This is a genomic window from Kitasatospora sp. NPDC049258 (genome assembly GCF_040678895.1).
Classification (GTDB): domain Bacteria; phylum Actinomycetota; class Actinomycetes; order Streptomycetales; family Streptomycetaceae; genus Kitasatospora.
In genome coordinates this window covers 41336-54956 of sequence record NZ_JBFAQT010000008.1, presented here as the reverse complement: position 1 = coordinate 54956, position 13621 = coordinate 41336, and the positions used below count along the sequence as shown (strand labels likewise).

Genomic DNA, 13621 nt, shown 5'->3' with positions numbered 1-13621 from the left:
CGCCCCCGCGGCTGACACACCGCCGGCCGGCGCCAGCCGGGATCCGGCCCGGCCCGGGGGTATGGTGCCAGACACCCAGGTGTCGACCCCGACCGAGGTGTTCCCGTGCTCTGGCCCCTCGTCAGCCTGCTCGCCATCCTGCTCGCGACGCTCGCGGTCGGCTGGATCGTCGACCAGGTGCTCCAGCGGGTCGCGGCCGGTCGGCCGGACGCACCCCTGTGGCCGCTCCTGCGGCGCTGCCGGGTGCCGCTCCAACTCGTCCTGCTGGCCGGGCTGCTGATCGCCACCCGGCCGCTGGAGCACCTGCTCGACCTGGACGACGAGAGCGTCCGGCACACCCTGCTGCTGGTCCTGATCGCCGCCCTCGGCTGGCTGACCGTCCGGGTGATGGCCGCCGTGCTCGGAGCGGTGCTCAGCCGGTACGAGACGGTCACCGAGGACGCCTCCCGGGTGCAGCGCGTGCACACCCAGCTCGACCTGCTGCGCCGGGTGCTCAGCGCGCTGGTCTGGGTGGTCACGGCGGCCGCGATCCTGCTGACCTTCCCGGCGATGCGCACCATCGGCGCCAGCCTGCTGGCCTCGGCGGGCATCATCGGCATCGTCGCGGGCATCGCCGCCCAGTCCGCCCTCGGCAACTTCTTCGCCGGCCTGCAGATCGCCTTCGGCGACACCGTCCGGATCGGCGACACCGTCGTGGTGGACGGCCAGCAGGGCACCGTCGAGGAGATCACGCTCTCGTACCTGGTGCTGCGGCTGTGGGACTACCGGCGGCTGGTGGTCCCGGTCTCGTACTTCGTCAGCAAGCCCTTCGAGAACTGGACCCGCCGCGACCCCGGCCTGCTGGCCTGGGTGCTGCTGCACCTCGACCACACCGCCCCGGTCGAGGAGTTGCGCGGCGTGCTGCACGAGCGGCTGGCGGCCGGCGAGCTGTGGGACGGCAAGGAGTGGTACCTCCAGGTCGTCGACACCACCCCGAGCACCGTGGTGGTCCGGGCCGCGATGACCGCCCGGACCCCGGACGACACCGCGGCGCTGCGCTTCGACGTCCGCGAGCACCTGATCGCCCACCTGCGCGACCGCCACCCCGGCGCGCTCCCCCGCGTCCGCACCGCCGAATCCGGCTGACCACCACGCGCCGGCTCGGTCACCCGCCGCCCGGATAGGCCGTCAGCAGCGCGGTGAAGCCGGCTCCGTCGTCGTCCGCCCCGAAGCGCAGACAGGCCACCGTCCCCGCGGCGTCCTTGCAGTACTGCGGGTCGATCCCCCTGGGGTCGGGAGCCGGCCGCCAGCCCTGGGCGACGGCCGCCGCCCGGTAGCGCTCGGTCACCTCGGCGACCGGTCCGGACGACCGGTACTGCTGCCAGACCTCGACGTGCTGGTCGTCCTCGTCGCACCTGCCCGCTTCGACCGGCCCCACCGGCGCCAGCCCGTCAGGGGGCACCGGCAGCACCTGCTCGGCGACCAGCCGGGGGCCGAGCCGCTCGTCGGCGGCGGAGCAGCCGTACAGGCCGCCGTTGACCGCCCACCAGCCACCGCCCAGCAGCAGCACCACCGCCAGCGCTCCGGCCCCGAGGCCGAGGATCACCTTCATGCGGCCGCAGCCTAGCGGCGCCCGCGGCACCGCCCCACCACCGCACCCCACCACCGCGCCCTGCCACCGCAGCCCGGCGCGGCCGACCCCGGCGCAGCCCGCTACAGCACCCGGGTCATCGTCCGGTGGTCGATGCCCGCGTCCTGGTAGACCGGGCCCTCGGCGGCGTAGCCCAGCCGCTCGTAGAAGCCCAGTGCCTGCACCTGGGCGTGCAGCTCCAGCTCGACGGCGCCGCGCTCGCGCCCGGCCTGCTCGATCGCCCGGACCAGGTCCGCGCCGAGCCCGGTGCCGCGGGCGGCCCGCTGCACGGCGAGGCGGCCGAGCAGCACCCGCCCCTCGACGCCGGTCAGCTCGAGCGCGTCGGCGCCGTGGATCAGCCGGCCGGTGCCGAGCGGTGCGCCGTCGTCGGCGACCGCCAGCAGGTGCACCGCGGTGGCGTCCAGGTCGTCGTACTCCAGCTCCTCGGGCACGTTCTGCTCGACCACGAAGACCTCGTGGCGGATGCCGCGCACCAGGGCGAGGTCGGCGGGGCCCACGGCCTCCCGGATCTCGGTCATGCCGGGCTCCCTCAGCTCTCCGAGGAGATGATGTCCAGGGCCTTCTGCAGGTCGGCCGGGTACTCGCTGGTGAACTGCACCCACTCGCCGTCCGAGGGGTGCTCGAAGCCCAGCTGGACGGCGTGCAGCCACTGCCGGGTCAGCCCGAGCCGCTTGGCCAGCGTGGGGTCGGCGCCATAGGTGAGGTCACCGACGCAGGGGTGGCGCAGCGCGGACATGTGCACCCGGATCTGGTGGGTGCGGCCGGTCTCCAGCTTGATGTCCAGCAGCGAGGCGGCCCGGTAGGCCTCGATCAGGTCGTAGTGGGTGATGGAGGCCTTGCCGTCGCGGGTCACCGCCCACTTCCAGTCCGAACTGGGGTGGCGGCCGATCGGGGCGTCCACGGTGCCGCTCATCGGGTCCGGGTGGCCCTGGACCAGCGTGTGGTACTTCTTCTCGGTGATCCGGTCGTGGAACTGCCGCTTGAGGTCGGTGTACGCGCGCTCGGACTTGGCGACCACCATCAGGCCGGAGGTGCCGACGTCCAGGCGGTGCACCACGCCCTGCCGCTCGGCCGCACCCGAGGTGGAGATCCGGTAGCCGGCGGCGGCCAGGCCGCCGATCACGGTGGTGCCGGTCCAGCCCGGGCTGGGGTGGGCGGCGACGCCGACCGGCTTGTCCACGACCACGATGTCGTCGTCGTCGTGCACGATCCGCATGCCCTCGACGTGCTCGGCGACGATCCGGACGGGCGCGGCGGGGGCGGGGATCTCGACCTCCAGCCAGGCACCGGCGGTCACCCGGTCCGACTTGCCGGCCACGGCCCCGTCGAGCGTCACCTTGCCGTCGGCGGCCAGCTCGGCGGCCTTGGTCCGGGAGAAGCCGAACATCCGGGCCAGGGCGGCGTCGAGTCGCTCACCCTCCAGGCCGTCGGGTACGGGGAGGCTGCGGGTCTGCGCTGCGGTACTCACCCGTACGAGTATGCCGGACCGCGAGCCACCGCCCGACCGCCGCCCGACCCGTGGGCCCGGCCGGAGCACCGCCCCGGCCTGCCCCCTTCACCGCGTCCGTTACTCCGGCTTCGCGGCGTCCGGGTCGGCGGAGCGCTCCTTGGCCTTCGCCGGCTGGTGGCTGGTGCCGTCCGGGTTGGAACCGCGGAAGGAGAGCAGCACCACCAGGATGCCGCCGCAGACGATCGCCGAGTCGGCGAGGTTGAAGACCGCGAAGTGCTGGACCGAGATGAAGTCCACCACGTGCCCGCGGAACACCCCGGGCGAGCGGAACAGCCGGTCGGTGAGGTTCCCCAGCGCCCCGCCGAGCAGCAGGCCGAGCGCGATCGCCCAGGGCAGGCTGTACAGCCGGCGGGCGATCCGCCAGATCACCACGATCACGGCGGCGGCGATGGCGGTGAAGACCACGGTCATCGCCTGGCCCATGCCGAAGGCGGCGCCGGGGTTGCGGATCACCTGGAAGGTCATCACGTCGCCGAGCACCCGGATCACCGAGTGGTCCGGCTCCAGCCGGGAGACCACCACCAGCTTGGAGACCAGGTCGATCACGTAGGCGAGCAGCGCGACCACGAGCAGCACCCCGATCCGGCGCCGGCGGACCGCGGCCCGGGCACCGTCGGCGGCGGTGGCCCCCACCGGGCCGGTGGCGGCGGCTGGCTCGACGGGCTCGTCCACGGCGTTCTCCGGCTGGTGCGGCGCGCGCGCGGTGGGGACGGCGTCGTCCTGGGTCTGGTGGGAACCTGGAGTGCTGATGATCCGCTCCGCTGCCGTGTACGAGTGGACCGGCCGAGCGGGCCGGCCGGATGGACCGGCCGAGCGGGCCGACGTTACGGGGACGAGCGTACGGCAATGACCAGGCCGACCGCCCGTCTCCCGTCATCCGGGCCGGGTGTCAGCGGCGCTCCTGCTTCGCCTTGCAGGTCACGCAGAGCGTGGCTCGCGGGAAGGCCTGCAGCCGGGCCTTGCCGACGGCCTGGCCGCAGGACTCGCAGACGCCGAAGCCGAGGCCCTCCAGGCGCACCAGCGCCCGCTCGGTCTGCGCCAGGCTGTCGCGGGCGTTGTTGGCCAGGGACAGCTCGCTCTCGCGGTTGATGTTCTTGGTGCCTGCGTCGACCTGGTCGTCGCCCGCGCCGTCGTTGGAGTCCCGCATCAGGCCGGCGATGGCGGCCTCGGAGGCCTCGATCTCGGCCCGCAGCCGCTCCAGGTCGCTGGCCAGCTCGGCGTGCAGCTCGACCACCTCGGCGGCCGTCCACGGCTCCTCCCCCGGGCGGACCGGGAGCTCGGCCGGGTCGACCGACTCGGCGCCGCCGCCGCGGGCACCGCTGCCCGCGGGCACGTGGGTGCGGCTGGTGGCCGCGGAATGGCCGGTGGTGGTGGTCTTGCGCCGTGTAGTGCTCACGGTCCCCTCCCCTGGGTCGCCTGCCACAGCCTTGCGCGCCCGCTTGGTGGCGGTACCCGCACCTGTTGCCTTCTCAGCCATGGCTTCGACCTCATTTACGAATAATTCGAACCGCCGGTTCCCGGCGGTCTCCGGTGCCGGAACGATAATCCCCATCGAATCCGGTCACAACGGGACATACCGATACGCTTCTCCGAACCCACTCGGGCAGCCGCGACCGCTCGACCCGCACCCCGTTGCTGCCCCAGTTGTGCCCAGATCGTCATCGGCTAATCTCACGCCGCGTGCGCAAGCCAGCAAAAGGCGCTTGCCCGGGCCGATACACTGGGCCTGCAAGGCGCTGATGGGACGAGTACCGACGTACGCAGCCACGAGCGACCCGGGGACGGTGTGAGCCCGGGGGTGTGCGCGGCGGGAAGATCACCCCGGAGCCGCCGGAAGAACGGCCGCGGCGCGGCCCGGTAGAACCGGCAGCAACCCCCAAAACAAGAGGGCCGCAGAGCAGCATCGCGGTCAAGGAGGGTGGTACCGCGGGACGGCGCGCCGTCTCGTCCCTCCGTCGGAAGCCAGTCCACGCATCCGTCGGAGGTAGACGCCCGCGATGAGCACCTACAACGCCGTTCCCGCCCAGGTAGACCTGCCCGCCCTGGAACACCAGATCCTGAGCTTCTGGCAGGACCAGAAGGTCTTCCGGCGCAGCCTCGACCAGTCCGAGGGCCGCCCCGAGTGGGTGTTCTACGAGGGCCCGCCGACCGCGAACGGCATGCCGGGCGCCCACCACATCGAGGCCCGCGTCTTCAAGGACGTCTTCCCGCGCTTCCGGACCATGAAGGGCTACCACGTCGCCCGCAAGGCCGGCTGGGACTGCCACGGCCTGCCGGTCGAGCTGGCCGTCGAGAAGGAGCTCGGCTTCTCCGGCAAGCAGGACATCGAGGCGTACGGCATCGCCGAGTTCAACGCCAGGTGTCGCGACTCGGTCACCCGGCACACCGACGAGTTCGCCAAGCTCACCGAGCGGATGGGTTACTGGGTCGACCTCGACGAGGCCTACCGGACGATGGACCCGGAGTACATCGAGTCCGTCTGGTGGTCGCTGAAGCAGATCTTCGACAAGGGCCTGCTGGTGCAGGACCACCGGGTCGCCCCCTGGTGCCCGCGCTGCGGCACCGGCCTGTCCGACCACGAGCTGGCCCAGGGCTACGAGACCGTGGTCGACCCCTCGGTGTTCGTCCGCTTCCCGCTGACCTCCGGCCCGCTGGCCGGGCAGGCCGCGCTGCTGGTCTGGACGACCACCCCGTGGACCCTGGTCTCCAACACCGCCGCCGCAGTGCACCCGGAGGTCACCTACGTGGTGGCCACCGACGGCACCGAGCGCCTGGTCGTCGCCGAGCCGCTGGTCGGCAAGGCGCTGGGCGAAGGGTGGGAGACCACCGGCGAGTCGTTCACCGGCGCCGAGATGGAGCGCTGGGCGTACCGCCGACCGTTCGACCTGGTCGAGATCGAGAACGCGCACTACGTGCTGACCGCCGACTACGTCACCACCGAGGACGGCACCGGCATCGTCCACCAGTCCCCCGCCTTCGGCGCGGACGACCTCGCGACCTGCCGCCGGTACGGCCTGCCGGTGGTCAACCCGGTCGAGGCGGACGGCACCTTCGCGGCCGACGTGCCGCTGGTCGGCGGCGTCTTCTTCAAGAAGGCCGACGAAAGCCTGGTCGCCGACCTCGACGCGCGCGGCCTGCTCTTCCGTCACCTGCCGTACGAGCACAGCTACCCGCACTGCTGGCGCTGCCACACCGCGCTGCTGTACTACGCGCAGCCCTCCTGGTACATCCGCACCACCGCGGTCAAGGACGCCCTGATCCGGGAGAACGAGGCCACCAACTGGTACCCGGAGACGGTCAAGCACGGCCGCTTCGGCGACTGGTTGAACAACAACATCGACTGGGCCCTCTCCCGCAACCGCTACTGGGGCACCCCGCTGCCGATCTGGCGCTGCGAGGAGGGCCACCTCACCTGCGTCGGCTCGCTGACCGAGCTGGGCGAGCTGACCGGCACCGACCAGAGCGGTCTCGACCCGCACCGCCCGTTCATCGACGACGTCACCTTCGCCTGCCGCGAGTGCTCCGGCACCGCCGTGCGGGTGCCCGAGGTGATCGACGCCTGGTACGACTCGGGCTCGATGCCCTTCGCCCAGTACGGCTACCCGTACAAGAACAAGGAGCTGTTCGAGAGCCGCTACCCGGCGCAGTTCATCTCCGAGGCGATCGACCAGACCCGCGGCTGGTTCTACACGCTGATGGCGGTCGGCACCCTGGTGTTCGACAAGAACGCGTACGAGAACGTGGTCTGCCTGGGCCACATCCTGGCCGAGGACGGCCGGAAGATGTCCAAGCACCTGGGCAACATCCTGCAGCCGATCCCGCTGATGGACCAGCACGGCGCCGACGCGGTGCGCTGGTTCATGGCGGCCGGCGGCTCGCCGTGGTCGGCCCGCCGGGTCGGGCACGGGACGATCCAGGAGGTCGTCCGCAAGACCCTGCTGACCTACTGGAACACCGTCGCCTTCCAGGCGCTGTACGCCCGCACCGCTGGCTGGTCGCCCTCGGCCGCCGACCCCCGCCCGGCCGACCGGCCGCAGCTGGACCGCTGGGTGCTCTCCGAGCTGCACACCCTGGTCCGCGAGGTGGACACGGCGCTGGAGGCCTACGACACCCAGCGGGCCGGCAAGCTGCTCTCCGGCTTCGTCGACGACCTCTCCAACTGGTACGTCCGGCGCGGGCGCCGGCGCTTCTGGCAGGGCGACGCCGCCGCACTGGCCACCCTGCACGAGGCGCTGGAGACCGTCACCCGGCTGATGGCCCCGCTCACCCCGTTCATCACCGAGCGGGTCTGGCAGGACCTGGTCGTCCCGGTGGCGCCCGAGGCCCCGGCCTCGGTGCACCTGGCCGGCTGGCCGGTGGCGGACGAAGCGCTGATCGACTCCGAGCTGTCCCGGCACATGGCCCTGGTGCGCCGGCTGGTGGAGCTCGGTCGGGCGACCCGGGCCGAGTCCGGGGTGAAGACCCGTCAGCCGCTGTCCCGCGCGCTGGTCGCCGCCCAGGGCTGGGAGGAGCTGCCGGCCGACCTGCGGGCGCAGATCGCCGAGGAGCTCAACGTCGCCGCCCTGGAGTCGCTCGCCGAAGTGGGTGGTTCGCTGGTCGACACCACCGCGAAGGCCAACTTCCGGGCGCTCGGCAAGCGCTTCGGCAAGGGCGTCCAGGAGGTCGCCAAGGCCGTCGCGGCCGCCGACGCCGCCGCGCTGGCGGCCGCACTGCGGGCCGGTGGCGAGGCGAACGTCGAGGTGAACGGCGAGAGCGTCGCCCTCACCCCGGACGAGGTGATCATCACCGAGACCCCGCGCGAGGGCTGGGCCGTGGCCAACGAGGCCGGCGCCACCGTCGCACTGGACCTGGCGATCACCCCCGAGCTCAAGCGCCTGGGCGTCGCCCGCGACGCGATCCGCCAGATCCAGGAGGCCCGGAAGAACTCCGGCCTCGACGTGGCCGACCGGATCGTCCTGCGCTGGGAGTCCGCCGACGAGGAGACCGCCGCGGCCGTCACCGAGCACGGTGGCCTGGTCGCCGACGAGGTGCTCGCGGTGGACTTCGCGGCCGGCCCGGCCGACTGGGAGTCCGAGACCTTCACCGACGAGTCGCTCGGCCTCAGCTTCCGGCTCCGCAAGGCCTGACCCGAGGCCGACGGGCCGGCCCGCCACCCGATCCGGGGTGGCGGGCCGGCCCGTCCGCGTCTCCCGCCCCCGTGCGGACGAACGAGGGCGCCCCCACTGTGACCATGGTCACGGCGGGGGCGCCCTCGAAGGTGGAGCTGTTTAGTTGTCGCCGTCCTCGTCGATGAGGAAGCCACGCATCGGCGCCGGAGCCTGCTGCATCGGCTGCGGCGGCTGCGGCCGCACCGCGGCCATCGGCTGGGTCATCCCGGCGGGAGCCATCTGCGGTGCGCCGTTGCCGACACCCGACTGGCCACCGAAGGAGGGCTGCCCGTTGCCGCCGCCGAAGGAGCTCTGGCCGCCGAACGACTGGCCGTTGCCGCCGAACGACGGCTGGCCGCCGAAGCTCGGAGTGGCGCTGCTCATCGAGGACGCACCGGCGGGCGCCATCGACGACGCGGCCGGCGGCAGCGAAGCGGTGGCGGGGATCCGCGGCGGGGCGAGCGAGTCGTCGGCCTGCGACTCCAGCTGGCGCAGCTGGGTCTCCAGGTACGACTTCAGGCGGGTGCGGTACTCGCGCTCGAAGGCACGCAGGTCCTCGACCTTGCGCTCCAGCGTCGCGCGGGCGGACTCCAGGGAGCCCATCGCCACGCGGTGCTTCTCCTGCGCGTCCCGCTCCAGGGCGTCGGCCTTGGCGCGGGCGTCCCGCTCCAGACCCTCGGCGCGGCTGCGGGCCTCGCCGACGATCTTGTTGGCCTCGGACCGCGCCTCGGAGATCGCCTGGTCGGCGGTCTGCTGGGCAAGCGCGAGCACGCGGGCCGCGCTGTCGCCGCCGGGGCCCTGCTGCTGCTGCATCTGCGGCTGGCCCATCGGGCCGCCGAGCTGCTGGCCCATCGGACCGCCCATCGGCTGCAGCTGCTGCTGCCCGCCCATGGTCTGGCCCAGTGGCTGCTGGCCCATCTGCTGCTGGCCCATCTGCTGCTGCATGGGGTTGCCCATCGGCTGCAGCATCTGACCGCCCATCGGCTGCACCAGCTGCTGCTGGCCGCCCATGGTCTGGCCCATCTGCTGCTGGCCCATCTGCTGCTGCATCTGCGGCTGGCCCATCGGCTGGCCGAGCTGCGGCTGCCCCATCTGCTGCATCGGGCCGCCCTGACCGGCCGGAAGCTGCGGGGCGCCGGACGGCAGGCCGAGCGGCTGGTTGCCCATCTGCTGCTGCTGGGGGCCGCCCATCTGCTGCGGACCGGGGCCCTGCTGCTGGCCGGGCACCGGCGGGCCGGATATGGCAGCGGGAACGGGAGCACCCGGGCGGGCGTCCTGCGGCTGCTGCTCCTTGCGCATGTTGGCCTGGTTCTGTGCGGCAGCACGAGTCGCCGCCGCCAGCTTGGCGCGCAGGTCCTCGTTCTCGCGCAGCAGGCGGGTCAGCTCGGCTTCGACCTCGTCGAGGAAGGCATCGACCTCGTCCTCGTCATAGCCTTCGCGCAGCCGGACGGTCGTGAACTGCTTGTTCCGAACGTCCTCGGGGGTCAATGGCATCTCTTCACCTCAACGTGATCGTCGGCACTCCGGAATCCTGTCGCATCGCTCACACCGACAGGGACCGCACGAGCGAGATCAGGACATACACAATGATCATCAGAACGAAGAAGGACAGGTCGAGCGCCACGCCCCCGAGACGCAACGGCGGGATGAATCGCCGAAGAAGCTTGAGTGGCGGATCCGTGACAGTGTACGTGGCCTCCAGGACCAGGACCATGGCCTTGCCGGGTCGCCACGAGCGGGCGAACTGGAAGACCCAGTCCATCACCAGCCGGAGGAGCAGGATCAACAGGAAGACGGTCAGCGCCCAGTACAGCACCGCGCCGACGATCCCCATCTCGATTCCCTCTCCCCTGCCGACATTCCGTCAGTCACACACTGTTGCTCGATCCACACATAAAGTCGTGGCCGGGTCAGCTCTGGTTGAAGAACCCACCCTCGGCGATCCGAGCCTTGTCCTCCGCCGTGACATCGACGTTAGCAGGAGACAGGAGGAACACCTTCTGGGTCACGCGCTCGATACTGCCGTGCAGACCGAAGACGAGTCCAGCGGCGAAGTCTACGAGGCGCTTGGCGTCGGTGTCGTCCATCTCGGTCAAATTCATGATCACAGGAGTCCCGCCGCGGAACTGTTCCCCGATGGTACGGGCCTCGTTGTAGGTTCGCGGGTGCAGCGTGGTGATGCGGTAGGGCTCTCGTTCGTTCACTACCTTGGGCATGATCACCGGGGCACTCTTCTCCACGTTGTGGCGACGGTCGGGTGTGATGGACGACACGGGAGCCATCCGCGGGGCCTCCTGCCGGATCGGCACGGCGGCCGGCACCGGCTGGGGGGCGATGTGGGCGACCGGTGCCGGGGCGGGCTGGGTGGCGGCCGCGGACCTCAGGTCCTCCGTCCGCCCGGTCCGGATCGGCTCGGGGTCCGAGTCGTAGTCGTCGTCGGGGTCGTACCCCTGGCCGTCGTACGTCTCGTCCTCCACGAGGCCGAGGTAGACCGCCATCTTGCGCATTGCGCCGGCCATGCTCCTGTCTCCTCCGCTCTGTGGTGGATCGGCTCCGACTACGGTCTTCGCCTGCGGATTCCGCCGCCCACTCACAGGCCGTCAGGCCGACGGCTTATCAGGCCGCGAGGGAGGGGGTTGCGGAGGTGCGATCCACGGTTCGCTAGCGCTCTGAAAAGCTGCTAGGTTCTGTCCTATTTTGTCCTGCAGTCTGATCTACTACCCGGTGACGTTACCCGAGCGGTGACCGCACTCCGAGTACCGCCGTCCCGACGCGCACATGTGTCGCTCCGGCCGCCACGGCCTGCTCCAGATCTCCGCTCATCCCTGCCGAAACCATCGTGGCAGCAGGATGCGCCGCGCGTACGGCGCTTGCGATTTCCGCCAGCCGCCCGAACGCCGCCGACGGATCGCCGGCCAGCGGCCCGGACAGCGGCGCGACGGTCATCACACCGGCCAGCCGCAGCCCGGGCGTGTCGGCGATCAGGTCGGCCAGCGCCGGCACCTCGGCCGGCGCCACCCCGGCCCGGTGCTGCCCCTCCCCCGCCTCCTTGTCCAGCGCGACCTGCACCAGGCAGCCGAGCGGCGCCCGTTCGGCGTTGCGCACCGCGGCCGCGAGCGACTCCACCAGCCGGGGCCGGTCCACCGAGTGCACCAGGTCCGCGTAACGGACCACCGAGCGCACCTTGTTGGTCTGCAGCTGACCGACGAAGTGCCAGGTCAGCGGGAGGCCGACGCAGAGTTCGGCCTTGGGGGCGGCGTCCTGGTCCCGGTTCTCCGCGACCTCGGTGACCCCGAGCGCGGCCAGCAGGGCGGTGTCCTCGGCCGGGTAGGTCTTGGTGACCACGACCAGCGACACCTCCGAGCGCGCTCGCCCGGCCGCCCTGCAGGCATCGGCGATCCGCCGCTCGACCACGTCGAGGTTGGTGCCGAGCTGCTCGTACCGGGCGCGCTGCCGATCCGTCAGGCCTGCCAGGAACTCACTGCTGCCCGGGAACGGCCCGTAGATGTCGTTCGTCATGAGAGTTCAGGACCCAACCAGAGGTAGCTCGCGAGCCGGCCGGCTGCTCGCGACGGTAGGAGTGGTGATCGACCGGCGCAGGGGTGCAGAAAGATGATCTCACCAATTCGGCGGCCCGAGACGCCTTGAGGGTCACCGCCACACCGGCGGTTCCCGCCCCCCGCACGCCCCCCGGCCACCGGGCCCGCCCCTCACCGCCCGCCGAACGGCACGATGCCCACCCGGCCCCACCGGGTGGTGGGGGTCGAGTGAGCACCGTGACGATGTGTCGGCCGCTTCCGAGGCCCGGGCCGCGGCCTGCTCGAGGCCGCTACCCGCTTCGGGCCGCTGCCTACTTCAGGAAGTCGGGAACGTCCAGCTCCTCGGCCGGGCTCTCCACGTACGGCTGGCGGGCCGGCTGCACCTGCGGCGGCACCGGCGCCGCGGTCGTGGTGGCGGGCGCCGACTCGCCGGAGCGGGCCGTCTCCTCGCCGCGGGAGGTCACCGAGCCGATCGACCCGTAGGACGGGCGGGTGGCCGGACGCTCCGGGGCGCTCGCCGGGGCGGCGGAGGCGGACTTCACCACCGGCTCGCGGACGATCGCCGGCGGCTGACCGCCGTCGAAGCCGGCCGCGATCACGGTCACCCGCACCTCGTCGCCGAGCGCGTCGTCGATGACCGCACCGAAGATGATGTTCGCCTCGGGGTGCGCGGCCTCGCTGACCAGCTGGGCCGCCTCGTTGATCTCGAACAGGCCGAGGTCGGAGCCGCCCGAGATGGAGAGCAGCACACCGCGGGCGCCGTCGATGGAGGCCTCCAGCAGCGGCGAGGAGATCGCCATCACCGCGGCCGCCTTGGCCCGGTCCTCGCCGCGGGCCGAGCCGATCCCCATCAGCGCGGAGCCGGCGTCGGACATGACCGACTTCACGTCGGCGAAGTCCAGGTTGATCAGACCCGGGGTGGTGATCAGGTCGGTGATGCCCTGGACGCCGGAGAGCAGCACCTGGTCGGCCGAGCGGAACGCGTCCAGCACGCTGACCTGGCGGTCCGAGATGGACAGCAGCCGGTCGTTGGGGATCACGATCAGGGTGTCGACCTGCTCGCGCAGCGAGGCGATGCCGTCCTCGGCCTGGTTGGCCCGGCGGCGGCCCTCGAAGGTGAAGGGGCGGGTGACCACACCGATGGTCAGGGCGCCGAGCGAGCGGGCGATGTTGGCGACCACGGGCGCGCCGCCGGTGCCGGTGCCGCCACCCTCACCGGCGGTCACGAAGACCATGTCGGCCCCCTTGAGGACCTCCTCGATCTCCTCGCGGTGGTCCTCGGCGGCCTTGCGGCCGACATCGGGGTTGGCGCCGGCGCCGAGGCCCCGGGTGAGTTCACGGCCCACATCGAGTTTCACGTCGGCGTCACTCATGAGGAGGGCCTGCGCATCGGTGTTGATCGCGATGAACTCGACGCCCTTGAGCCCGACCTCGATCATCCGGTTGATGGCATTGACACCACCGCCGCCGATTCCGACAACCTTGATGACTGCGAGGTAGTTCTGGGGTGCTGCCACGTCGAAGGCCTCTCGCCTCGAATTTCCGGGTCGGCTCCCCTCGTGGGTGAAGGCCGACGGATGTCGATGGGTGGGGAGCGCGCTTTCGAACAGATTGTCCGAAATGCCGACCGCCGACCCGAACCCTGAACTTGAGGTTTAGGGTTACTGCTGTTCCTGTGTCACATCACTGTCCGACACAGCCTGGTGAACAGGACAGTAGGTTGCGGGACGGTACGTGTTCAACGAACACGCCGAGCTTCCCTTTTTTCTTTTGAGCCTATGTGATCATCGACCCC

General features: G+C 71.6%; 12 protein-coding genes. 2 read left to right on the top strand and 10 right to left on the bottom strand.

The window, feature by feature from the left end; translation table 11 throughout:
* The first annotated feature begins 105 nt into the window (after positions 1–105).
* Positions 106–1125: a mechanosensitive ion channel family protein gene (locus AB0K43_RS09640; protein WP_363637632.1), complete on the top strand. Its 1020-nt coding sequence runs from the start codon at positions 106–108 to the stop codon at positions 1123–1125.
* Between the two features lie 19 nt (positions 1126–1144).
* Here the strand turns inward: AB0K43_RS09640 and AB0K43_RS09635 are convergent, their stop codons facing one another.
* The 5 genes from AB0K43_RS09635 to AB0K43_RS09615 all read right to left on the bottom strand — a co-directional run bounded on the left by AB0K43_RS09635 (position 1145) and on the right by AB0K43_RS09615 (position 4536).
* Complete coding sequence (locus tag AB0K43_RS09635; RefSeq protein ID WP_363637630.1) at positions 1145–1591, bottom strand: hypothetical protein; 447 nt, start codon at positions 1589–1591, stop codon at positions 1145–1147.
* A gap of 101 nt (positions 1592–1692) precedes the next feature.
* A complete protein-coding gene (locus AB0K43_RS09630; protein WP_363637628.1) occupies positions 1693–2148 on the bottom strand; it encodes a GNAT family N-acetyltransferase in 456 nt (151 codons plus the stop codon).
* Between the two features lie 11 nt (positions 2149–2159).
* The gene (locus tag AB0K43_RS09625; protein WP_363637626.1) at positions 2160–3098 is read right to left on the bottom strand and encodes an RluA family pseudouridine synthase; all 939 of its coding nucleotides are present in this window, start codon (positions 3096–3098) and stop codon (positions 2160–2162) included.
* Between the two features lie 99 nt (positions 3099–3197).
* Positions 3198–3773, bottom strand: coding sequence for a signal peptidase II (gene lspA / locus AB0K43_RS09620; RefSeq protein WP_363637867.1), 576 nt, complete (start codon positions 3771–3773; stop codon positions 3198–3200).
* A 256-nt stretch (positions 3774–4029) separates the two neighbouring features.
* Positions 4030–4536 (bottom strand): TraR/DksA family transcriptional regulator, encoded by a 507-nt coding sequence (locus tag AB0K43_RS09615; protein WP_363637624.1) that lies wholly within the window; start codon positions 4534–4536, stop codon positions 4030–4032.
* A 601-nt stretch (positions 4537–5137) separates the two neighbouring features.
* On the opposite strand from AB0K43_RS09615, the gene ileS reads away from it, so the two are divergent.
* Complete coding sequence (gene ileS / locus AB0K43_RS09610) at positions 5138–8266, top strand: isoleucine--tRNA ligase (RefSeq protein WP_363637622.1); 3129 nt, start codon at positions 5138–5140, stop codon at positions 8264–8266.
* Positions 8267–8407: 141 nt separating this feature from the next.
* On the opposite strand, the gene AB0K43_RS09605 is transcribed toward ileS, so the two are convergent.
* The 5 genes from AB0K43_RS09605 to ftsZ form a co-directional block, all read right to left on the bottom strand.
* On the bottom strand, positions 8408–9781 hold the full coding sequence (locus AB0K43_RS09605) for a DivIVA domain-containing protein (RefSeq protein ID WP_363637620.1): 1374 nt from the start codon (positions 9779–9781) through the stop codon (positions 8408–8410).
* A 49-nt stretch (positions 9782–9830) separates the two neighbouring features.
* On the bottom strand, positions 9831–10121 hold the full coding sequence (locus tag AB0K43_RS09600; RefSeq protein ID WP_363637618.1) for a YggT family protein: 291 nt from the start codon (positions 10119–10121) through the stop codon (positions 9831–9833).
* A 76-nt stretch (positions 10122–10197) separates the two neighbouring features.
* Complete coding sequence (sepF, locus tag AB0K43_RS09595; protein WP_363637616.1) at positions 10198–10806, bottom strand: cell division protein SepF; 609 nt, start codon at positions 10804–10806, stop codon at positions 10198–10200.
* A gap of 211 nt (positions 10807–11017) precedes the next feature.
* Positions 11018–11752, bottom strand: coding sequence for a YggS family pyridoxal phosphate-dependent enzyme (locus tag AB0K43_RS09590; RefSeq protein WP_363637865.1), 735 nt, complete (start codon positions 11750–11752; stop codon positions 11018–11020).
* A gap of 385 nt (positions 11753–12137) precedes the next feature.
* Positions 12138–13343, bottom strand: a complete 1206-nt coding sequence (ftsZ, locus tag AB0K43_RS09585; RefSeq protein ID WP_363637614.1) for a cell division protein FtsZ — start codon at positions 13341–13343, stop codon at positions 12138–12140.
* Positions 13344–13621: the final 278 nt, after the last annotated feature.

Coding starts and splice junctions, on each gene's coding strand:
- AB0K43_RS09635 (WP_363637630.1), bottom strand. CDS start 1,591: ATGAAGGTGATCCTCGGCCTCGGGGCCGGAGCGCTGGCGGTGGTGCTG.
- AB0K43_RS09630 (WP_363637628.1), bottom strand. CDS start 2,148: ATGACCGAGATCCGGGAGGCCGTGGGCCCCGCCGACCTCGCCCTGGTG.
- ileS (WP_363637622.1), top strand. CDS start 5,138: ATGAGCACCTACAACGCCGTTCCCGCCCAGGTAGACCTGCCCGCCCTG.
- AB0K43_RS09605 (WP_363637620.1), bottom strand. CDS start 9,781: ATGCCATTGACCCCCGAGGACGTTCGGAACAAGCAGTTCACGACCGTC.
- AB0K43_RS09600 (WP_363637618.1), bottom strand. CDS start 10,121: ATGGGGATCGTCGGCGCGGTGCTGTACTGGGCGCTGACCGTCTTCCTG.
- sepF (WP_363637616.1), bottom strand. CDS start 10,806: ATGGCCGGCGCAATGCGCAAGATGGCGGTCTACCTCGGCCTCGTGGAG.